The organism is Ruegeria sp. AM1 (assembly GCF_056540745.1).
Window position 1 is genome coordinate 12465 of sequence record NZ_JBQFXH010000007.1, and the last position, 21694, is coordinate 34158.

The following is a 21694-nucleotide window of genomic DNA, read 5'->3' on the forward strand; positions in this document are numbered from 1 at the left end:
CAGCCTTTCCGCGTCTCGGTCGATCCTGACCTTAGGCAACGCCACTGCTGAGTTCCAGAGGATATTGCAACCAGTCAGTTCTGAACCTGAAACGCCTTACAGGGGTCTTCGCGCTCGACGGCGGGGCTGTCGATGACCGCGTCAAACTCACCCTCGATCATACCCTCTTCGGACTGGCCCAGAACAAAGACCTTCAGACCCGGACGCAGGCGGGACAGATAAGTCGGGATGCCACGATCCTTGCGCGCGTGGCCATTGCCGGTGATGACGGCCACCGGGCCGCCGGTCTCATCCGTGGCGCGCAGGATCGCGCGCGCCAAGACCGCATCTCTGAGGCGTTGAATGGCCACCATCTGCGGCAGCGACTCGGATGGAATGGCGTTGCAATGCGCCGCCAGCTGGTCTGCTTCGCGCGCGGCCTGGTCCTCGGGCGCCAGCGGAACCGTCAGACCATAGCGGGCGGCATCGGCCCCCAGGGCCGTCGCTGCCCCACGCTCCATCGCGGCGCGGGCCGCCTTGCGCGGAACCATCGCGCCATAGACCGGGGCGTTGCTGGCCTGAAAGACCGGATAATACATACTGAGCGGTGGCCAGCCGGATTCAGCCCAGCGCAGGATTCTGGACAGCTCGGCAGGATTGGTAGCTGCCTTTTGGGCAAGGCGCTGCGCGCCCTCCTCGGTAACCATTTCCCAGACAACCGCCGCAGGTTCCATGACCTCGATCGCCTCTTTCTGCACAATATGGTGCTGTGGGTTGTCATGGATTTCGCCGAGGATCACGACATCCGCGCCCAAAATTTGGTCGCGCACATCATCAGGCACCCGTCCCTGAGCACCCCCCTGAGAGGCAAAGACACACAAAAAAGAAGCCGCAAGAATCGCAGAAAGTCTCATGCGAAGAAGTGTTGCACCTCACCGGATTGCGCTTCAAGCTTCTTACGCATTTTGCCAAAGGCTGCGGCCTCAAGCTGGCGTACGCGTTCTTTGGACAGTCCAAGTTCCTGGCCAAGGCTCTCTAACGTCCGCCCCGGTTCGCGCAACTTGCGTTCGCGTACGATAAAACGTTCACGATCGTTCAAAGCCTGCATGGCAGCCACCAGCCAATCGCGCAGCTGTTGCGTGTCATGGCTGTTCTCGACTGTCTCAGCTGCCTGCTCTCGCTCATCTTCCAGCGCATCGATCCACTCGCGGCCATCTTCATCGGCAGATTGTACGGCATTGAGTGAAAAGTCCGAGCCGGACAGCCGCCCCTCCATCATTTCGACATCGCGCAGGGGCACACCGATTTCAGCCGCAATCATCTGGTGCAGCTGGTGGCGATCCAGTGCAAGACCATCGGTCGCGGCCTCTCGTTCCAGCCGCGCCTGAACCCGGCGCATGTTGAAAAACAACGATTTTTGGGAAGAGGTCGAGCCCGTACGCACCATCGACCAGTTGCGCATGACATAGTCCTGAATGCTGGCCTTGATCCACCACACCGCATAGGTCGAGAACCGCACACCGCGATCCGGGTCGAACTTGTCGGCGGCTTTCATAAGGCCCAATCCGGCCTCCTGAATCAGATCGTTCATCGGCGCGCCATAGCGTTTGAACTTGGCCGCCATCGAAATCGCCAGTCGCATATAGGCGGTAATCAGACGATGCAGCGCCTGTTCATCCCGGTCGTCCCGCCATGCATATGCAAGTTTCAATTCTGTTTCGGCATCCAGCAATTCTGCCTTCATTGCCGTCCGGGACATTGAAAAGTCACTTGGGCTGTCCAGTGCCATGCAGATCTCCCTTTTTGTCGCTGGCGCGGGCCAAGCTTGCCTTGCCATTCTCAGGTCGATACGCAGGGCAGAACCGGTTGGATCACTAGAAAGGTAATGAACTTGCATCCCGATTTAACCTTTGTTTTGGGCGGGGCGGCCTCGGGAAAGTCGGCATTTTCCGAACAACTTGTTGTTTCATCAGGGAAAAAGCGAGTTTACGCCGCCACATCACAAGTGTTTGATGACGAGATGCGGGAAAAGGTTAAGCTCCATATCGCGCAGCGCGGCCCCGATTGGCGCACGGTTGAGGCCCCTTTCGATCTGGGCCCGGTTCTGAGCAACCTGAGTCGCGATGATATATGCCTGATCGACTGCGCGACAATGTGGCTGAGCAATCATCTGCTGGCAGAGCATGATGTCGAGCGCGCGCAATCGGGACTTCTCAGCGCTCTGCGCACCTGCACCGCGCCGATCGTCGTTGTGTCAAACGAGGTTGGGCATGGCATCGTACCCGAAAACGCGCTGGCCCGTAGATTTCGTGAGGCGCAGGGACGGCTGAACATCGCTTTGGCCGCGCAGGCCGATCTGGTCGTGCAGGTCACGGCCGGACTGCCTTTGGTTCTGAAAGGTCAACTGCCATGACCCGGCTGCATCTTGTGCGTCATGGCCCGACACATGCAAAGACCATGGTCGGCTGGTCTGATCTGCCTGCCGACCTGAGCGACGAAGCCGCCATCGCAAGACTGCAGGCGCATCTGCCAGGACAAGGGATCGTCGTCTCCTCTGACCTGTCCCGCGCCGCAGACACCGCAACGGCCATTCAGGCAAGCCGACAACGCCTGCCGCATCACCCCGACCTGCGCGAGATCAATTTCGGCACATGGGAACTGAGGCCCCATGCCGAGATTGAGGCCGAAGACCCCGAGCTTGCCTTTGCCTATTGGGACAATCCCGGCGATGTTCGGCCACCGCAAGGCGAAAGCTGGAACCAGGTCTGCAAGCGCGTCAATGCCGTCGTCGACACGATGATCAGCACGCATTCCGGCGCAGACCTGATTGTTGTGGCCCATTTTGGGGTCATCCTGACCCAGTTGCAGCGCGCACTGAACCTAAATGCCCAGCAAGCGTTTTCCCATCGCATCGACAATCTGTCCGTGACCGAAATCGCCCGCCACAACGATGTGTGGACCGTCGGCAAGATCAATCACTGTCCGTGATGAGTGGGCGCACAAATAACCGATTTACGAATGCGCCCTAATTTCAGATCGTCGCCACATGACATATGATCTCTTTATTGGTGACCGGCTTTTTTCCAGCTGGTCCATGCGCGGCTGGCTGATGCTGGAAAAGTTCGGGCTGACCTATCGCACCCATCTCATCGGGCTCTATTCCGGCACAATGGCGGAGGATATGAAGCCTCTGGCCCCCGCGCGTCTTGTGCCGGCCCTGCGCCTGCCGGACGGAACCGTTGTTGGCGAAAGCCTTGCGATGGCCGAAACCTTGGCCGAGCGTCACCCCGAGGCTGGCCTGTGGCCCAAGGATCCTGCAGCCCGGGCAACTGCGCGCTGGCTGTGCGCTGAAATGGTCGCCGGGTTCACAGCCCTGCGCGGTGCCTGCGCGATGCAGCTGTCGCATTGCTGGCAAGGATATCAGCCATCGGCCGAAACGTGTGCTGATCTGGACCGTATCGAGACGCTGTGGGACCATGCGCGCCAGATATCAGGTGCCGCATCCGGCCCGCTGTTCGGACCCTATTCGCTAGCCGATGTGTTCTATACGCCGGTCGCGGCCCGGATCATTGGCTATGGGCTGCCGGTGTCCGACATAAACCGCGCGTATTGTCTGGAGCTTTTGTCTGACGTTGCGGTCAGGCAGTGGCGGGCGATGGGGCTTACCGTTAACTATGAACCTTTTCCCTATGCGCAAAATCTGGCGACGACGCCATGGCTGGTTGGGGGAACGTCTGAAGCAACCCCAGTTGCGAACGGGCCATCGGTCAACACCAATTGCCCCTACTCCGGCGGGCCGGTCACCGATTTTCTGGAACTCGACGGCAAGGTCTGGGGGTTCTGCAACACATTTTGCCGTGACAAAACCGTCGCCGATCCGGGTGCGTGGCCAAAATTCACCGCTATGGTGGATGCTGTTAAGACTTCTTAAACCGCAGCCATGGCAGCAACGTCCTGTTAACCAAGAACAGGATTGCCATGGTCACGCGCGCCCACACCGTAGCTTTTCAAGGGGTCGATGCCCGCCCGGTCGAGGTTCAGTGCGCCGTCTCACCGGGACTACCTGCGTTCTCGATCGTCGGGCTTCCGGATAAGGCGGTGTCCGAGGCGCGGGACCGGGTGCGCAGCGCGCTGAGTTCGATGGCGATTGCCCTGCCTTCAAAACGCATAACCATCAACCTGTCACCAGCCGATCTGCCGAAAGAGGGCAGCCATTTTGACCTGCCCATCGCGGTTGCTCTGCTGAGCGCGTTGGACATCATCCCCGTCGATGCGGCAGAAGGCGCGGTTTCTCTGGGGGAATTGTCGCTGGACGGATCGCTCGTCCCGGTGGTCGGTGCGCTGCCGGCCGCGATGACGGCCGCCGCCGAAGATCGCATCCTGCTGTGCCCCCGCGCCTCCAGCGCGGAGGCCGCTTGGGTCGATGCCACGCAGGTCATTGGAGCAACATCTTTGGGCGACGTAGTCCGCCATTTCTCCGGCCAGTCTCCCTTGCCAACGGCCCAACCGGGTGAGGTAAACCTGTCACCCAGCAGCCGTGACTTTCGGGATGTCAAAGGACAGGAACGCGCCAAACGCGCGATGGAGATCGCAGCAGCGGGCCGTCACCACCTGATCATGATCGGCACGCCAGGGTCTGGCAAATCGATGCTTGCCGCGCGACTGCCGGGCATCCTGCCCCCGCTCACACCGGCTGAGGCGCTTGAGACCTCGATGATCCAGTCGCTCTGCGGTATTTTGGACGAAGGCGGCATCAGCCGGTCACGCCCGTTTCGTGAACCCCACCATACCGCGTCCATGGCCGCCATCGTGGGCGGCGGCAAAGGCGCAAAACCGGGCGAGATATCTTTGGCGCATAACGGCGTTTTGTTCATGGATGAATTCCCGGAATTCCCGCGCACCGTGCTGGAGACCCTGCGCCAGCCCATCGAAACTGGCGAGGTCATGGTGGCCCGCGCAAACGCGCATGTGAAATATCCCTGCCGCTTCATGCTGGTGGCCGCGGCCAATCCGTGCAAATGCGGCTATCTCACCGATCCCGCGCGCGCCTGCTCGCGCGCACCGGGTTGTGGCGAGGACTATCTGGGCCGCATCTCCGGACCGTTGATGGATCGCTTTGACCTGAGGCTTGAGGTGCCCCCCGTCGGCTTTACTGATCTCGATCTGCCACCCTCTGGCGATAGTTCGGCAACAGTGGCGGCACGGGTTGAACAGGCCCGCGCCATACAGGCCGAACGCTATCAGAACACGCCGCATACACGCCAGAACGCAGATGTCGAAGGCACCCTGCTGGAAGAGATCGCGGCGCCGGATGCCGAGGGCAAGGACCTGCTGCTGAAGGCGGCTGAGCGATTTGGCCTGTCGGCCCGGGCGTTTCACCGAATCCTTCGGGTCGCGCGCACAATCGCCGATCTAGAGGGCGCGCCGGATATCCGCCGACCCCATGTAGCCGAGGCGCTGAGCTTTCGCATCAGCGCTAAGGTTGCGGCCTAAAGCTTGGCTTCGATGGCTTCCCAGATTTTTTGGGCGATATTGATGCCGTCAAACCGCTCAAGTTCCTGAATGCCGGTGGGTGAGGTCACGTTGATCTCGGTCAGATAGTCGCCGATCACGTCGATCCCGACGAAGACCTGACCCTTTTCCTTCAGCAGCGGACCGATGGCCGCACAGATCTCCTGATCACGTTCGGTCAACCCGACTTTCTCGGGCCGCCCGCCGACATGCATGTTCGAACGGGTCTCACCTGCTGCGGGGATGCGGTTGATCGCGCCAACCGCTTCTCCGTCCACCAGGATCACGCGTTTGTCGCCATTGCTGACATCGGGCAGGAATTTCTGCACGATCAGCGGTTCACGCGAGAAGCCGGTGAACAATTCGTGCAGCGAGGTCAGGTTGCGGTCGTTCGCGTCCAGACGGAACACGCCCGCGCCGCCATTGCCATAAAGCGGCTTGAGAATGACGTCGCCATGCTTTTCCTTGAACGCCTTGATGGTCTGCAGATCGCGGGCAATCGTGGTCGGGGGCGTCAGATCGGGGAATTCCAGCACCAGCAGTTTTTCGGGGTAATTGCGGACCCAAAATGGGTCATTCACCACGAGCACCTGCCCCTTCAGCCTGTCCAGCAGATGGGTCGACGTGATGTAATGCATGTCAAAAGGCGGGTCCTGACGCAACCAGACAACGTCAAGCTCGCCCAGGTCCACTTCGCGCTCATCGCCTAACACGGCCGGGTTGCCGGGTACCCGCTGCACCGTCATATCATGGCCACGCGCGGTGATGCGTCCTTCCTGATACGCCAGCTGGTCGGGGCTGTAGAAAAACAGCTGATGCCCGCGCGCCTGCGCCTCTTCTGCCAGACGGAATGAGCTGTCGGCGTTGATGTCTACGGCCCCGATAGGGTCCATCTGAAAGGCGATTTTCATGGCGTGTCCCTCAATTTCACGCCAGATACATGGCGTAGCAGCCCCGAGGGTTCAATGGGGATCAGGCCAGTCCAAAGGCGTTTTCGATAATGTGAACCTCTCCGGCAGCGTTCACAAGGGCAGCATCAAACCGCATATTCGTGAGCTGCCCATCAGGCTGCTGACCAATATAGTGCTGGGCAGACAGGCAGATTCGATCCATTTGCCGACGACTGATCCGCGCGGCCGCCGCATCGAAACTGGTGCTTTTCTTGACTTCGACAAAAACCAACCCGTCAGCACTATGGGCAATCAGATCGATCTCTCCACCAGAGCCGCGCCAACGGCGTTCGGCGATGGAATATCCCCGACATTCATACTCTGCGGCAACGCTCAGCTCTGCTGATTGCCCGGAATGATAGGCAACAGATCCACGGACCGCGCGTTGTGTCATATCAATCCTTTCCCAGCTTCAGCGCCATTTGATAGATCGGACGGCGCGGCAAGCCATACATCTCGGAAATCAAATCCGCCGCATCGCGAACGGAATGGGTTTTCAGAGCCTTAACTAATGCCTCTTCTACGTCCGATTCCTTAACGCTTTGCGAATGGCTGCGGTCGACGAGCAGAACGATTTCACCCTTGATGTTCGCCCCCTCGCACTGTGCGGCAAGCTCGGCCAGCGTACCGCGCCGAACCTCTTCGAACTTTTTGGTCAGCTCGCGACACAGCGCGGCCTGGCGATCCGCGCCCAAAACCTCGGCCAGATCTGACAGGCTGTTGGCAACGCGTTTCGGGGATTCGTAGAACACGAGCGTGCCGGGAATGTCCCGCAACACCTCGATCCGTGATCGCCGGGCACCCGTGGCGTTGGGCAGAAAACCGGCAAAGAAAAAGGCATCCGTTGGCAGCCCGGCCAACGTCAGCGCGGCCAGAGCCGCCGAAGGCCCGGGCGCACAAGTTACAGTATGGCCCGCCTCGGCGGCCTGTCGCCCCAGATCATATCCGGGGTCAGCAATCAGGGGCATTCCGGCCTCGGACGCGTAGGCCACGGATTTGCCCTGTTCCAACGCCTCAAGGATTTTGCCACGCGCACCCGCCCCGCTGTGATCGTGATAGGCCTGTATCCGACGTCCATCAAGCGGGACGCCGTGGATTTCCATCAACCGGCGCAGGCTGCGGGTATCCTCAGCCGCGATAACGTCCGCAGAGGCCAGAACATCCAGCGCCCTGAGCGTAATGTCGCGCGCTGTTCCGATTGGAGTGGCAACAAAGTACAGGCCTGCAACCAATCTGATCTTTTGGAAATTCAAAGCTGGACCCTCACAGCGTGACGTTTATTATCGCGGCTCGACAGAACAGCAGCCAATTGCGCCGCCGGATCAGGGAGTTTTCATTTAGATGTTTACCGTTTGCAAGCCCGTAAGCAAGCTGGCAAAGGCCGCTGCTGCCCTGGCCACTGCCGCCTTTCTGGCGGCATGTGAGCCGGGCGCGATTGGCGGAGGCCCGTCGATCAACACATCCAAACCTGTTCCGGTTGCGTTGCTAGTGCCGCGATCTGGTGATGCTGCCCTGGCGCAGAGCCTTGAAAACGCGGCCCGGCTGGCGATGACCGATCTCAACAATGTAAAAATCGATCTGCGGGTCTATGACACGGCAGGCAATGCGAGTACTGCTGCAGCTGTTGCGCAACAGGCGGTCTCGGACGGAGCGAAAATCATCATAGGACCTGTCTACGCTCAGGCGGCCAATGCAGCAGGTCTTGCTGTTCTGAACAACAAGGTCACTGTTCTGTCCTTTTCGAACAACACCAGCATCGCCGGCGGCAACGTCTTTGTTCTGGGCCCGACCTTCAACAATACCGCCAACCGGCTGGTGAATTATGCGGGCAGCCAGGGCAAAAATGGCATGGTCATTGTTCACAGTAACGATGCTGCGGGCCAATTGGGGCAGTCAGCGATTGCCAATGCCCTCGGCAGCAGCCGTGTCAGCAACGCGGGCACCGTCGGCTTCGACCGATCTCAGCAGGGGGTCATCAACGCGGTCCCGACCATCAAATCCACGGTTGATTCCTCAGGTGCGGATTCGATCTTTCTGACGGCCACAACCGCCGGAGCGCTGCCGCTGTTCAGTCAGTTGCTGCCCGAAGCTGGTGTCTCACCCTCGCAAACGCAATATATTGGCCTGACCCGTTGGGATATTCCGCCGCAAACGCTGGAACTGCCTGGTGTTCAGGGCGGTTGGTTCGCCCTACCAGACCCGGCAAAGGCGCAGGCTTATCGCACCCGATACAACGCCACCTATGGGCTGGCACCGCACCCGATCAGCGGTCTGGCCTATGACGGTATCGCCGCAATCGGTGCCTTGGTTAGCCAAGGCAAATCAGATGCGCTGACGGCAGCTGCTCTGACGCAAAACGCCGGGTTTCAGGGCGTCGGCGGCATCTTCCGCCTGCGCCCAAATGGCACGAACGAACGCGGTCTGGCAGTGGCTACGATCCAGAACAAACAGGTGGTTGTGATTGACCCTGCCCCACAAAGTTTCTCAGGCGCCGGATTCTGATCCGCAAGCGCAGATAGCATTACCCGGCGGAGCACTGATCTGTCCGGCAGAAGAGATTTTCGACGGCACCAAGGTGCATGCCTTGGTGTCCGAGGTCTTTGAAACCGGCCCGGATGCAGCCACATTGCGCGCCGAAACCGTGCGCATTCTGCGGGACGCGCAAAAGGCGGGGCGCGCGGCCATTGCCGCAGCCTTTGCGCAGAAACCTTTTGAGGCGCGCGCGCTGACCCGGTCTTATACCTATCTGACCGACGGTCTGGTCTGTACCGCGATGCAGGTGGCCAGCACCTATCTTCACCCGCTGGCGAACCCGACCCGAGGCGAAAAGATCGCGGTTCTAGCGGTAGGTGGCTATGGGCGCGGTGAAATGGCGCCGTCGTCGGATGTCGATCTGCTGTTTCTGACCCCTTACAAAATCACCGCCTGGGCCGAGAGTGTCATCGAATCGATGCTCTATATGCTCTGGGATCTACGGCTGAAGGTTGGTCATTCCTCGCGCACCATCAAAGATTGTCTGCGTTTGGGGGCCGATGATTTCACCATCCGCACCGCAATGCTGGAACAACGGTATCTGGCCGGTGACCTGGAATTGGCTCAAGAACTGGAAGAGCAGCTCAAGACCGATCTGTTCAAAGGCACCGAACGCGAGTTCATCGAGGCCAAGCTACAGGAACGCGACGAGCGTCACCAAAAGCAGGGTGAGCGCTATATGGTCGAACCCAATGTCAAAGAGGGCAAGGGCGGCCTGCGCGACCTGCAGTCTTTGTACTGGATCGCGAAATATGTATACGGCGTGCAAGATGTGGCTGAACTGGTGCCTCTGGGCCTGTTCACCGCCGAGGAATTCGACACGTTCGTGCAGGCCGAGGAATTCCTCTGGGCCGTCCGCTCGCATCTGCATTTGGCAACGGGACGCGCGACCGAGCAGCTGACCTTCGACCTGCAGGTCGAAGTGGCCGAGCGCATGGGGTATCAGGACAGCGCAGGCCGCCGCGCGGTCGAGGTCTTTATGCAGGACTATTTCCGCGAGGCCACGCGCGTGGGCGAACTGACGCGGATATTTCTGACCAAGCTCGAAGCACTGCATATGAAGGGCGCACCGCTTCTGGAACGCATCTTTCGCAGGCGTCCCCGCGCAAAGCCCGGATACAAGGTGGTGCATGGCCGCCTGGACGTGGCCGACCCTGATAGTTTTTTGTCAGATAAAATGAACCTGTTGCGCCTGTTCGAAGAGGGGCTGCGCACGGGTATGCTGATCCACCCTGACGCGATGCGTCTGGTCACCGCCAATCTGCATCTGATCGATGATGACATGCGCAACAACAAAGAGGCGCAGCGCATCTTTCTGGATCTGATGTTGAAACACGGCAACCCGGAACGCGCGCTGCGCCGGATGAATGAGCTGGGCGTGCTCTCGGCCTTTCTGCCCGAATTCGAACCGATCGTGGCGATGATGCAGTTCAATATGTATCACAGCTACACCGTCGACGAGCATACGATTCAATGCATCATCAATCTGGCCCAGATCGAGCGCGGTGAACTGATAGAGGCGTTGCCGCTGGCGTCTTCTATTCTGGAACGCGGGGTCAGCCGCAGGGTGCTGTATGTCGCGCTGCTGATGCATGACATCGCCAAGGGACGACCCGAAGATCACTCGATCCTGGGGGCCAAGATCGCCCGGAAGGTTGCGCCGCGGCTTGGGCTGAACAAAAGCGAATCCGAGACGGTTGAATGGCTGGTGCGCTATCACCTGTTGATGTCGGATATGGCGCAAAAACGCGATATCTCTGACCCCCGAACGGTGCGCGACTTTGCCAAGGCGGTGAAAACCGTCAAGCGGCTGGATTTGCTGACCGTCCTGACCGTCTGCGACATTCGCGGCGTGGGTCCGACAACCTGGAACAACTGGAAAGCCACTTTGCTGCGTGCCCTGCATGCCGAAACCAAGCGCGCGCTTGAGACCGGGATGGAGGATCTGAACCGCGCCAACCGTGGGGCCGAAGCCAAAAAGGCCCTGCGAGCCGAGCTGGCCGCATGGTCCAAGACCGACCTCAAGGCCGAGACGTCGCGCCACTATGATCCCTATTGGCAGGGTCTGAACCTTGCGACCCATGTGGAATTCGCCGAGATGCTGCGCACGCTTGAAACCGGCGGCGATCCGGGCAGCATGGAAATCCGCCTGCACCCGGATGAGGATCGCGACGCAACCCGCGCCTGTTTTGCGATGGCCGACCATCCGGGCATCTTTGCGCGGATTTCGGGCGCTTTGGCGCTTGTCGGCGCAAATGTCGTGGATGCGCGCAGCTATACGACCAAGGATGGCTATGTCACAGATGCGTTCTGGATTCAGGATGCCGAGGGCCACCCGTTCGAGGCCTCACGTCTGCCACGCCTGACACAGATGATCCACAAGACTCTCAAAGGTGAAGTGGTCGCCCGCGAGGCGCTGAAGTCGCGGGACAAGATCAAAAAGCGCGAGCGCGCCTTCAATGTTCCGACCCATATCACCTTCGACAATGAAGGGTCCGAGATTTACACCATTATCGAGGTTGATACCCGCGACCGTCCCGGCCTGCTGTATGACCTGACCCGCACTCTTGCGGCGGCCAATGTCTATATCGCAAACGCGGTGATCGCGACCTATGGCGAACAGGTGGTCGATACCTTCTATGTCAAAGACATGTTTGGCCTGAAATACCACTCGGAAAGCAAACAGCGCGGCCTTGAGGCCAAGCTGTGCAAAGCCATCAAAGAGGGCGCGGAGCGCGCGGCCTCATGAAACAGATCCGGTTGTTTTCCGGCCTTTTTACGGTTGGCTTCTGGACTCTGACCAGTCGCATTCTGGGGTTTCTCAGGGAAATCCTGCTGACCGCTTATATCGGGCCGGGCCCGGTGATGGACGCCTTTGTCGCCGCCTTTCGCCTGCCCAACATGTTCCGCCGCTTCTTTGCCGAAGGCGCGTTTAATGCGGCCTTTGTGCCGATGTTCTCCAAACGGCTGGAAGGGGGCGATGACGCGCAAGGTTTTGCGCAGGATGCCTTTAACCTGCTGGCGGCGGCCGTGCTGGCGCTGGTCGGGCTGGCCATGGTTTTCATGCCCGGGCTGGTCTGGCTGACGGCCGAGGGGTTCTATGGCGATGAGCGGTTCGATATGGCTGTCGATTACGGCTATGTCGTGTTTCCTTATATCCTGTTCATGTCTCTGGCGGCGCTGTTCTCGGGCGTTCTGAATGCAACGGGACGGTTTGCGGCTGCTGCTGCCGCCCCGGTTCTGCTGAACATCTTTGCCTGCACCGCCCTGATCGCAGCCGCCGCATCGGGTGGCGAGGTCATTCGCTGGCTGATCACGGTCATTCCCATCGCGGGCGTTGCCCAACTGGCGCTGGTCTGGGTCGCAACCGAACGCGCAGGCATTCGCATTCGCCCTGGTCTGCCGCGCATCACCCCTCAGATGCGCCGCATGGTGCGCGTGGCGGTTCCGGCTGCGCTGGCTATGGGGGTCACACAGGTAAATCTAGTGGTCGGGCAACTGGTGGCTTCAAAGACCGAAAAGGCCGTTAGCTGGCTGTTTGCAGCGGATCGCCTGTATCAACTACCTTTGGGCGTCGTAGGCATTGCCGTGGGCATCGTCCTGCTGCCCGATCTGTCGCGCCGGTTGCGCGCAGATGATCGGGACGGCGCGCGCAATGCGTTCTCACGCGCCGGAGAATTCACGCTGCTGCTGACCCTGCCCTCGACAGTGGCCTTTCTGATCATTCCCAACCCGTTGGTGTCCGTCCTGTTCGAACGCGGTCAGTTCACGGCCCAAGACACCGCTGCCACCGCACTGGCGGTAGCCGTCTATGGGATCGGCCTGCCGGCCTTTATGATGCAGAAACTGCTGCAGCCTCTGTTTTTTGCCCGCGAGGACACCAGATCCCCATTTCACTATGCGGTGGTGGCCATGGTGGTGAACGCAGTGCTTGCCTTTGGGCTCTATCCGGTGGTGGGCTGGATCGCGCCGGCAATTGCGGCCTCGGTTGCCGGGTGGGCGATGGTCGCGCTGCTGGCAATCGGCGCGCGGCGCTTGGGGAATGAGGCACGCTTTGACGACCGTTTCAAACACCGCTCGTGGCGCACCGTCGCAGCCTCAACCGGAATGGGGGTTGCGCTTTGGGCGGCCGTGCATTTCTTCGGCTGGACGCTGGAGATGTCAGGCTGGCGCTATCTCGCGCTGTTGCTGCTGATCAAGCTGGCAGCCGCGACCTATTTCTTTCTTGGCCATCTGTTCGGGGCCTTTGATATCGCTGAGTTCAAACACGCGCTGCGCCGCAAATAAGGGCTCAGTCGCGGCGAATACGCCCGATAATCCGCGCCCACCCGCCCGGGGCCACAAGGAAAGACAGGCCAAAGCCTGTGGCAAAGCCGCCCAGATCAGCAACCCAGTCAGATGTGCCGCCAAAAATCAGACCAAAGAGCAGCTGGACGCCCATCAAAACTGCAATCAGTTGAAAGGCCCGCGCCTGATTTTCACCGACCAGCGACAGCTTGCGCCACAAAAGCCAGGTAAACGCGCCAATCAAGCCATAGACAGGTGGAAACCCGCCAACCAGAGGGTAGCTGGGATCAAGAAGCAGCGCATAGGCCAATGCCCCTCCGATCCCGGACACAACAAAGATCACCAGCATGGCAAAGCCGCCAAAAACCTCGGCCACCATCTTGCCCATGGCCAGCACAAAGACACAGACAAAGATCGCCTGCGTGAAACTGCCCGAAACAAACGGGTAGGTCACGAACCTTATGACATGTTCAAACGGCCAGCGCCCGGTCTGTATCATCCACGACAAGACGTCCGGGGAAAACGTATAGCGATTCAACGCGTCCAGCCGCCATCCCACGGCCTGAGGTCCGCCGATCATCCCCCGACTGCCCAACATCAGCGCCAGTTCGATCCCCATGATGAACACCACCAGGGCAACCACAACCGGCGGCAGCGGGTTTACGGGTGGCGTATAATGCTCACTGCTCATCTGTGGGCCCTTTGCGGCTGTTGACGTCCCCTGACCTCATGGGTAAGCGACGGGGGCTGATTTTTCCAGACGGGAGTTCCCTTCGATGACCGAAACCCAGTTCACACCGCGGGTGTTTTCCGGCATCCAACCTTCGGGAAACCTGCACCTTGGGAATTACCTGGGTGCGCTCAAGCGTTTTGTGGATATGCAAGGGCCTGAGTTCGAGACCATCTATTGCATGGTCGATCTGCACGCGATCACCGTCTGGCAAGACCCTGACCGGTTGCGGGGAAAAACGCGTGAGGTCTGCGCGGGCTTTATCGCCGCGGGCCTCGACCCTGAAAAGTCCATCCTGTTCAACCAGAGCCAGGTGGCCGAGCACACGCAACTGGCGTGGATTTTCAACTGCATCGCGCGCATGGGCTGGATGCAGCGGATGACTCAGTTCAAGGACAAGGCGGGCAAGAATGCGCAGAACGCGTCGTTGGGGTTGTTTGCGTATCCGGCGCTGATGGCGGCGGATATCCTGACCTATCATGCCACGCATGTGCCGGTGGGTGAGGATCAGAAACAGCACCTGGAACTGACCCGCGACATTGCGATCAAGTTCAACCACGACTACGGTGTTGATTTTTTTCCGGTGACAGAACCTGTGATCGGTGGCCCTGCGCCGCGCGTGATGAACCTGCGGGACGGATCCCGGAAAATGTCGTCTTCGGACGCATCCGATATGACCCGCATCAACATGACCGATGACGCAGACACCATCGCCAAAAAGGTCCGCAAAGCCAAAACCGACCCGGATTCCCTACCGTCCGAAGTCGACGGGCTGGCAGAGCGCCCCGAGGCCCGCAATCTGGTGAATATCTACGCCGCGCTGAGCGATCAGTCGGCAGAACAGGTTCTGGCCGATGTAGGCGGCAAGCAGTTTGGCGAGTTCAAGCCCATGTTGGCTGAACTGGCGGTTGAAAAACTGTCTCCGATCTCGACGGAAATGGTGCGTCTGATGGCAGAACCGGCCGAGATTGATCGCATTCTGGCTAAGGGTGCAGAGCGCGCCCGCGCAATCGCAGCGCCGATCCTGCGCGATACCTATGAGATCGTCGGGATGGTTGCGCCGGGCAAATCCTGAGACCCGATCAGAAACAACAAACGCCGCCCTGATCCGGGCGGCGTTTTTTTATCGCGCGCGCCTAGGCGGCCTGCGGACGCAGTACTTCTTGCACGATGGCCTCGGCAACCTCATGCGGGCTGACCGCCTCGACCTGCGCGCGGGTCAGAATACGATCCATGGTCCGCTCCAGCGCTTGCAGGCGAAGATCAACCCAGGCCTTGCGGTCAACCACCCGCAGAATTTCGGTGGCAACATTCACGATGCCGCCGCCATTGGCCACAAAATCCGGCGCATAGAGAATTCCGCGATCATGTAAGCGCTGCGCATCCGCATCGGTCGCCAACTGGTTATTTGCCCCGCCCGCAACAGCCGCAACTTTGAGCAGCGGAATACTGGTCTCGTTCAAAATACCCCCGATGGCACAGGGCGCAAAGATATCGGCATCCGCCGCATAGATCGCATCCGGCGCAACTGGTTTTGCCGCGAATTGCGCGGCGGCGCGGGCAGATTGTTGCGAGTCGATATCGGTGACAATCAGGTTTGCCCCTTCGGCGTGCAACAGCTGGCACACATGCCACCCGACATTGCCCAGGCCCTGCACAGAAACGGTCTTGCCTGCCAGCTCAGCGGTGCCAAACCGGTGCATCGCAACCACGCGGATCGCGTTGAATATGCCACCCGCAGTAATCGGCGATGGATCGCCACTGGCAAAATCCCCTTTGGCCAGACCCGCGACAAATGTGGTCTCGGACCCGATATGGGCCATGTCTTCAGGTGTCATCCCCATGTCTTCGGCGGTCCAGTAACGGCCATTCATATGTTGCACGGCACGGCCAAAGGCCTTCATCAACGCAGGCGATTTATCCGCCGACGGATCGCCAATGATCACCGCCTTCCCGCCCCCCAGAGGAAGGTCGGCGGCGGCGTTCTTATAGGTCATCCCCCGCGACAGGCGCAGCGCGTCGTCAAGCGCTTCGGCCGCGTGGCCATAGGGGCGCATCCGCACGCCTCCGGCGGCTGGCCCCAACTGGGTTGAATGAACAGCGATATACCCCCGCAGCCCGTGTGCCGCATCTCTGAATTCCACTACATGCTCATGCTCTGGTGCTTCAACCGGGTTGATTTCCATTACCTACCTCCAAAATCTCCGAGCAATTCTGACATGCCTTTCCGAGTGGTTTTCGCCAATACTCGCTTTTCCTCTGTGGATCACCACCGGTTTCCTCTAAGATAGGCCATATGCTTGGAGTTATTCACCATGGATCAGATCGATCGCAAAATTATCCGCGCGCTGCAGAAAGATGGCCGCATGACTGTCATTGATCTGGCGGATCACGTCGGGCTTTCGGCCACCCCCTGCGCCCGCAGGCTGGACAGGCTGCAGCACGACGGGGTGATCACGGGCTATGCAGCGCAGGTCGACCCGGAACAGCTGGGGCTTGGCGTCATCATTTTCATCTCGGTCGAGCTTGAGAAACAGGATCGCGCTGCCATTGACGCCTTTGAAAAGGCCATAGGGCGCTGCGAAGAGGTGATGGAATGCTATCTGATGACCGGATCGCGCGACATCCTGCTGCGCGTGATTGCGCAGGATCTGATGGCCTTTGACGCGTTTCTTGAGAACCGGTTGATGAAAATTCCGGGCATACGAAATCTGCGCTCGAACTTTGCACTGCGGACCATGGTGAAACGCGATGCGTTGCCTTTGCCACGGGCATAATCCGCTGGACCTCGGCACCGCACCCTCCTAGGTTTTGCCGGACGTGAAGGAGAAGACCATGGCAGTCGGCAAGAACATCCGAACCTATTTCGAAGGTCAGTGGCATGACGGTGATGCGCCGATTATGCGGGCTGCGGACCATGGGGCTTGGCTGGGGTCCTCTGTCTTTGACGGGGCCCGGTATTTTGATGGAATGGCCCCTGATCTGGCCGCGCATTGCGCGCGCGTCAACCGCTCGGCCGAGGCGCTGATGCTGACGCCCTTTGTCGCGGTCGAAGAGATGGTTGAGATCGTCAAAGACGGGCTGAAAAGTTATGCGCCGGAGGCCGCGGTTTACATTCGCCCGATGTATTGGGGAATCGACGGCGACATGACCGCAATTGTACCGATGGAAGACAGCACCGGCTTTGCCATCTGTCTGGAAGAGATTCCGATGGCTGCCGCGACCACCTCAGCCACGCTGACCTCGACCCGGTTCCGCCGCCCGATCCTGGAATCAGCTGTCGTGAACGCCAAGGCCGGATGCCTGTACCCCAACAACGCACGGATGCTGAAAGAGGCGCGGGCGAAGGGGTTCTCGAACGCGCTGGTCACAGATGCGATGGGCCATGTGGCCGAAACCGCCACCGCCAACATCTTTATGGTGCGCGACGGAGAAGTGTTCACCCCAACCCCCAACGGAACCTTTCTGGCTGGGATCACCCGTGCCCGCCACATTGAAAACCTGCGTCAGGATGGTGTGACCGTGCATGAAACGATCCTGAGTTTCGATGACTTCTACGCCGCCGATGAGGTGTTCATGACCGGCAACATGAACAAGGTCACGCCCATCACGGCGCTGGACGATACACAATACCAGATTGGCCCCATAGCGCAGCGCGCCCGTTCGCTGTATTGGGACTGGGCCGCAAGCAACCGCTAAAGCATTGCTTCTGTTTGTCCGAGTTGCCAGCAGGCGAATGCTCGGGCATGATCCCGAAAAACAACGAGGATAATCATGCGCAAGTTCCTAGTCGTTCTGGATGACAGCCGCGAATGCCTTAACGCGATGCGTTTTGCTGCGATGCGCGCGTCTCATACAGGTGGCGGCGTGACCGTATTGTCGGTTATCCCACCCGACGAGTTCAACCACTGGATCGGAGTGGCCGAGGTTATGCGCGAAGAGGCGCGCGAACGTATCCACGCCCATTTCGAAGTATTTGCGAAATGGATGCGCGACAAACAGGGTATCGAGCCCGAACTTGCCATCCGAGAGGGTGAGCCTGTTCCTCAGATCATCGAACATGTTCGCGCGGACCCGGAAATCGGCGTGCTTGTGCTGGGCGCCGGTACGGACAAGAAGGGCCCCGGCCCTCTGGTCGGGCAATTGTCGCGCAGCTCGGGCAGCCTGCCGATCCCGATCACGATCGTTCCCGGTGATCTGAGCAAAGAGAAGCTGGAAGAGATCACCTGAGGCAGGCGGCATGGGCGGGCAAATTCAATTCTGGTTCGATTTTGCCTCGACCTATTCCTACCTCAGCGCCATGCGCATCACAGAAGCGGCCCGGGCCCAGGGTGTCACCGTCGCGTGGCAGCCCTTTTTGCTGGGCCCGATCTTTCAGGAACAGGGGTGGACCACCTCTCCGTTCAATATGTATCCGGCAAAGGGGCGCTATATGTGGCGCGATATGCAACGCCTGTGCGATGCGCGCGGATTGCCCTTTGTGCGCCCCGAAGTCTTTCCTCAGAACAGCCTGAACGCTGCACGGCTAGCGCTTGCCATCGACGCGCCCGAACAGCGCGCGAGTTTCACCCGCGCGGTGTACAACGCAGAATTTGGTGCGGGACGGGATATTTCGGATATGATGGTGCTTGCCGACTGCCTGAAAGCGGCCGGGCTCCCCAAGGCCTTTTCCGAGCAGGCCCAAAACGCTGATATCAAGCGCGCGCTGTTCAATCAGGTTGAGACGGCAAAAACACTGGACCTTTTCGGCGCGCCCAGCTTTATCGCCAATGACACGCTTTTTTGGGGGGATGATCGACTGGATTTGGCAATTTCACAGGCCACCCAAATTTAGAACCGTTCCAAATCTTGACTTCCCCGCCCCCTGCCCGCATATCTGGATCAACAGAAACGGAGCGCCGCCATGTTCATTCAGACCGAATCGACCCCGAACCCTGCCACCCTGAAATTCCTGCCCGGTCAGGTGGTTCTGGACGCAGGTACAGCGGATTTCCCGTCGGCTGAGGCGGCAGAGAAATCTCCGCTGGCCAAACGCATCTTTACGGTCGGCGGCGTAGCCGGTGTTTTCTTTGGCAATGACTTCGTGACCGTGACCAAATCGGACGACGTCCAGTGGGATCACATCAAACCAGCAATTCTGGGCGCGGTGATGGAGCATTTCCAATCCGGCCAACCTGTTATGGGCGCAGAAGCGGTCGCCGTCTCTGGTCATGCGGAACACACCGGAGAAGATGCAGAAGTTGTCAATCAGATCAAAGATTTGCTGGATAGCCGCGTACGCCCTGCCGTTGCACAAGATGGCGGAGACATTACGTTTCATGGCTTTGATCGCGGCGTCGTTTATCTGCACATGCAGGGGGCCTGTGCCGGCTGCCCGTCCTCGACGCTGACACTGAAAATGGGGATCGAGAACCTGCTGCGCCACTACATACCCGAAGTGACCGAGGTTCGTCCTGTTGCGGTCTGACCCAACGATTCTGGCATTCGACACATCGGCCGCGCATTGCGCGGCCGCTTTGTTACGCAATGACGCGATCGCCCAAGAAACAATCGTTCCGATGGCTCGGGGTCAGGCCGAAGCCTTGATGCCACTACTCGAAAGCCTCCTGACCGCGAACAAACTGGGCTGGTCCGATTTGGATGCGATCGGGGTTGGCATCGGCCCCGGAAATTTCACCGGCACGCGCATTTCCGTATCCGCTGCACGGGGGCTGGCGCTGGGTCTGGACATCCCTGCCATCGGCGTCTCCAGCTTTCAGGTCATGTCCTACCAACACATGCAGGACCGACTGTTGGTCAGCCTCCCGGCCCCTCGTGAACAGGCTTACGTTCACCCCATGCGGCGAGGTCAACCAATCGGGAAACCGTCGCAAATCGATCCAACCGCCCCTCCGCGTAACTTGCAAATGTCGCCGGGAATGGTTGTCATCGGCCATCGGGCAAACGAAATTGTCCGGTTTTTCGACGCCACAGCCCTTCCTGATAAGCTCACCGATGTGCCATCTCGAATCGCCTGGATCGCGGCGACCGCACTGGCCGATGGCCCGCCATCAATGCCGCCGGCACCGCTTTATGTCCGTCCGGCTGACGCTGCGCCGTCAAAAGACTCCCCCCCCGTTCTGCTGGACGAATGAAGCCTTCGGACCTCGCAGATACCCATGCAGCAGCGTTCACGCAGTCGCGCCCATGGTCCGAAGCTGAGTTTGCAGAGCTGCTGCAAAGCAACTTTATCCATATTGTCGGAGACGTCTGGTCCTTTGCCTTGTTTCAGGTGATCGCAGGAGAGGCCGAGCTGCTGACAATCGCGACTCACCCCACCTTTCAGCGCCAGGGATTGGCCCGCAAATGCATGCGGAGCTGGCACAGCCGCGCGATTGCGCTGGGGGCCGAGCGTGCTTTTCTAGACGTTGCCGAGGATAATCCTGCGGCATTTGCTCTGTATCAGAGCTGTGGATATCGCCCTTGCGGGCGGCGCAAAGGCTATTATTCACGCGAATCCGTCGCAAATGCTGATGCAATCGTCATGGAGCGCGCCCTGCCCTGAGGGAATTGCATTTTTTCTACCATCTGGTCAAAAAATCTGTTGACCCTTCCTGTTGCAAACGTCCTTAATTCCCGCCATCACAACGGTTATGCTCGCTCTGAGTGGGCAAACGGGGCTATCTTGGCTCGTAGACCGACAATAACCAACGGGAGTAACAAATGACCCTGATGAAATCTTTGATGGGCGCCGCAGCCGCGGTCGCATTAACGGCTGGCGCAGCCATTGCCGAACCCGCGCTGATCTTTGACCTTGGCGGCAAGTTCGACAAGTCGTTCAACGAAGCCGCCCACAACGGCGCGTCGCGTTGGGCAGAAGAGACTGGTGGCACCTATCGCGAAATCGAGCTGCAATCCGAAGCGCAGCGCGAACAGGCGCTCCGCCGTTTTGCCGAAGCCGGTGCAAACCCGATCATCACAATGGGTTTTGCCATGGCTGATCCGCTGGCCGCCGTTGCCGGCGATTATCCGGAAACCAAATTCGTTGCTGTGGACGTAAACTGGCTGGATGCTCCGAATATCCGTCAGGTCAGCTTTGCTGAACATGAAGGCTCGTATCTGGTTGGCATGATGGCCGCGATGGCATCTGAATCCGGTACCGTTGGTTTCATCGGCGGTATGGACATCCCGCTGATCCGCCACTTTGGCTGTGGCTACGCACAAGGTGCGAAGGCCGTGAACCCCGACATCAACATCGTCGCCAACATGACCGGCACCACCCCGGCCGCGTGGAACGACCCGGTTAAAGGGTCCGAGCTGACCAAGGCGCAGATCAGCCAGGGCGCTGACGTGATCTATGCAGCGGCAGGCGGCACCGGCGTTGGTGTTCTGCAGACCGCAGCCGACGAAGGCATCCTGTCGATCGGTGTGGACAGCAACCAAAACCACCTGCACCCGGGCAAGGTACTGACCTCGATGCTCAAGCGTGTTGACGTCGCCGTCTATGACGCGATGAGCGCCGGTGAGAACCTTGAAACTGGCGTCTTCGCCATGGGGCTGGCCGAAGAAGGCGTTGGTGTTGCAATGGATGACAACAACGCTTCGCTGATCTCGGATGACATGAAAGGCGCAGTCGACAAGGCACGTCAGGAAATCATCGACGGCAACGTAACCGTTGTCAGCTACTACGAGAACGACAGCTGCCCGGCACTGCAGTTCTGATATC

At 59.5% G+C, this 21694-nt stretch carries 23 protein-coding genes; 16 read left to right on the top strand and 7 right to left on the bottom strand.

The genetic code is table 11. The features are described 5' to 3' along the window. Positions 1-74 precede the first annotated feature (74 nt). A complete protein-coding gene (locus ACR0I7_RS14325) occupies positions 75-893 on the bottom strand; it encodes a ChaN family lipoprotein (RefSeq protein WP_480512158.1) in 819 nt (272 codons plus the stop codon). Beyond that, positions 890-1768 (bottom strand): RNA polymerase factor sigma-32, encoded by an 879-nt coding sequence (locus tag ACR0I7_RS14330; protein WP_480512160.1) that lies wholly within the window; start codon positions 1766-1768, stop codon positions 890-892. Before ACR0I7_RS14330 ends, ACR0I7_RS14325 begins: the two co-directional genes overlap by 4 nt. Positions 1769-1864: 96 nt before the next feature. Here ACR0I7_RS14330 and cobU point away from each other — a divergent pair, with 96 nt between their 5' ends. Genes cobU through ACR0I7_RS14350 form a run of 4 tightly spaced genes read left to right on the top strand, consistent with a single transcriptional unit; the run spans position 1865 to position 5472 of the window. After that, positions 1865-2392 (top strand): bifunctional adenosylcobinamide kinase/adenosylcobinamide-phosphate guanylyltransferase, encoded by a 528-nt coding sequence (gene cobU / locus ACR0I7_RS14335; RefSeq protein WP_480512162.1) that lies wholly within the window; start codon positions 1865-1867, stop codon positions 2390-2392. Continuing rightward, the gene (locus ACR0I7_RS14340) at positions 2389-2967 is read left to right on the top strand and encodes a histidine phosphatase family protein (RefSeq protein ID WP_480512164.1); all 579 of its coding nucleotides are present in this window, start codon (positions 2389-2391) and stop codon (positions 2965-2967) included. The genes cobU and ACR0I7_RS14340 overlap by 4 nt, the downstream gene beginning before the upstream one ends. A 58-nt stretch (positions 2968-3025) precedes the next feature. After that, positions 3026-3910, top strand: coding sequence for a glutathione S-transferase (locus ACR0I7_RS14345; protein ID WP_480512165.1), 885 nt, complete (start codon positions 3026-3028; stop codon positions 3908-3910). 47 nt (positions 3911-3957) lie between these two features. Continuing rightward, positions 3958-5472 carry a YifB family Mg chelatase-like AAA ATPase gene (locus ACR0I7_RS14350; protein WP_480512167.1) on the top strand — a complete coding sequence of 505 codons (1515 nt, stop codon included), beginning with the start codon at positions 3958-3960 and terminating at the stop codon, positions 5470-5472. On the opposite strand, the gene gshB is transcribed toward ACR0I7_RS14350, so the two are convergent. From gshB to rsmI, 3 genes are all read right to left on the bottom strand, one after another. Beyond that, complete coding sequence (gene gshB / locus ACR0I7_RS14355) at positions 5469-6401, bottom strand: glutathione synthase (protein ID WP_480512169.1); 933 nt, start codon at positions 6399-6401, stop codon at positions 5469-5471. The genes ACR0I7_RS14350 and gshB overlap by 4 nt on opposite strands. 61 nt (positions 6402-6462) lie before the next feature. Next, on the bottom strand, positions 6463-6834 hold the full coding sequence (locus tag ACR0I7_RS14360; RefSeq protein ID WP_480512171.1) for a YraN family protein: 372 nt from the start codon (positions 6832-6834) through the stop codon (positions 6463-6465). Between the two features lies 1 nt (position 6835). Next, entirely contained in the window at positions 6836-7693 is an 858-nt protein-coding gene (gene rsmI, locus ACR0I7_RS14365) for a 16S rRNA (cytidine(1402)-2'-O)-methyltransferase (protein WP_480512173.1), read from the bottom strand. Positions 7694-7781: 88 nt separating this feature from the next. Here rsmI and ACR0I7_RS14370 point away from each other — a divergent pair, with 88 nt between their 5' ends. From ACR0I7_RS14370 to murJ, 3 genes are read left to right on the top strand one after another with little or no spacing between them, the layout of a single operon-like run. Continuing rightward, on the top strand, positions 7782-8942 hold the full coding sequence (locus ACR0I7_RS14370; RefSeq protein WP_480512175.1) for a penicillin-binding protein activator: 1161 nt from the start codon (positions 7782-7784) through the stop codon (positions 8940-8942). After that, positions 8902-11721, top strand: a complete 2820-nt coding sequence (locus ACR0I7_RS14375; RefSeq protein ID WP_480512177.1) for a [protein-PII] uridylyltransferase — start codon at positions 8902-8904, stop codon at positions 11719-11721. Before ACR0I7_RS14370 ends, ACR0I7_RS14375 begins: the two co-directional genes overlap by 41 nt. Then, complete coding sequence (murJ, locus tag ACR0I7_RS14380; RefSeq protein ID WP_480512179.1) at positions 11718-13259, top strand: murein biosynthesis integral membrane protein MurJ; 1542 nt, start codon at positions 11718-11720, stop codon at positions 13257-13259. The genes ACR0I7_RS14375 and murJ overlap by 4 nt, the downstream gene beginning before the upstream one ends. 4 nt (positions 13260-13263) lie before the next feature. Here the strand turns inward: murJ and ACR0I7_RS14385 are convergent, their stop codons facing one another. After that, the gene (locus tag ACR0I7_RS14385) at positions 13264-13950 is read right to left on the bottom strand and encodes a rhomboid family intramembrane serine protease (protein ID WP_480512181.1); all 687 of its coding nucleotides are present in this window, start codon (positions 13948-13950) and stop codon (positions 13264-13266) included. Between the two features lie 85 nt (positions 13951-14035). On the opposite strand from ACR0I7_RS14385, the gene trpS reads away from it, so the two are divergent. Continuing rightward, a complete protein-coding gene (gene trpS, locus ACR0I7_RS14390; protein ID WP_480512183.1) occupies positions 14036-15064 on the top strand; it encodes a tryptophan--tRNA ligase in 1029 nt (342 codons plus the stop codon). Positions 15065-15125: 61 nt separating this feature from the next. Here the strand turns inward: trpS and ACR0I7_RS14395 are convergent, their stop codons facing one another. After that, on the bottom strand, positions 15126-16175 hold the full coding sequence (locus tag ACR0I7_RS14395; RefSeq protein WP_480512185.1) for a Glu/Leu/Phe/Val family dehydrogenase: 1050 nt from the start codon (positions 16173-16175) through the stop codon (positions 15126-15128). Between the two features lie 129 nt (positions 16176-16304). On the opposite strand from ACR0I7_RS14395, the gene ACR0I7_RS14400 reads away from it, so the two are divergent. The 8 genes from ACR0I7_RS14400 (at position 16305) to ACR0I7_RS14435 (ending at position 21690) form a co-directional block, all read left to right on the top strand. After that, entirely contained in the window at positions 16305-16766 is a 462-nt protein-coding gene (locus ACR0I7_RS14400) for an Lrp/AsnC family transcriptional regulator (RefSeq protein WP_480512187.1), read from the top strand. Positions 16767-16824: 58 nt separating this feature from the next. After that, positions 16825-17688, top strand: a complete 864-nt coding sequence (locus ACR0I7_RS14405) for a branched-chain amino acid aminotransferase (protein WP_480512189.1) — start codon at positions 16825-16827, stop codon at positions 17686-17688. Between the two features lie 75 nt (positions 17689-17763). Beyond that, on the top strand, positions 17764-18219 hold the full coding sequence (locus ACR0I7_RS14410) for a universal stress protein (RefSeq protein WP_480512191.1): 456 nt from the start codon (positions 17764-17766) through the stop codon (positions 18217-18219). Positions 18220-18229: 10 nt separating this feature from the next. Next, on the top strand, positions 18230-18823 hold the full coding sequence (locus ACR0I7_RS14415) for a DsbA family protein (RefSeq protein WP_480512193.1): 594 nt from the start codon (positions 18230-18232) through the stop codon (positions 18821-18823). A gap of 69 nt (positions 18824-18892) precedes the next feature. Then, positions 18893-19456, top strand: coding sequence for a NifU family protein (locus ACR0I7_RS14420; RefSeq protein ID WP_480512195.1), 564 nt, complete (start codon positions 18893-18895; stop codon positions 19454-19456). Beyond that, complete coding sequence (tsaB, locus tag ACR0I7_RS14425; RefSeq protein WP_480512197.1) at positions 19446-20123, top strand: tRNA (adenosine(37)-N6)-threonylcarbamoyltransferase complex dimerization subunit type 1 TsaB; 678 nt, start codon at positions 19446-19448, stop codon at positions 20121-20123. Before ACR0I7_RS14420 ends, tsaB begins: the two co-directional genes overlap by 11 nt. Next, on the top strand, positions 20120-20533 hold the full coding sequence (locus tag ACR0I7_RS14430; RefSeq protein WP_480512199.1) for a GNAT family N-acetyltransferase: 414 nt from the start codon (positions 20120-20122) through the stop codon (positions 20531-20533). Before tsaB ends, ACR0I7_RS14430 begins: the two co-directional genes overlap by 4 nt. Positions 20534-20691: 158 nt before the next feature. Next, positions 20692-21690 (top strand): BMP family lipoprotein, encoded by a 999-nt coding sequence (locus ACR0I7_RS14435; protein WP_480512201.1) that lies wholly within the window; start codon positions 20692-20694, stop codon positions 21688-21690. Positions 21691-21694 lie beyond the last annotated feature (4 nt).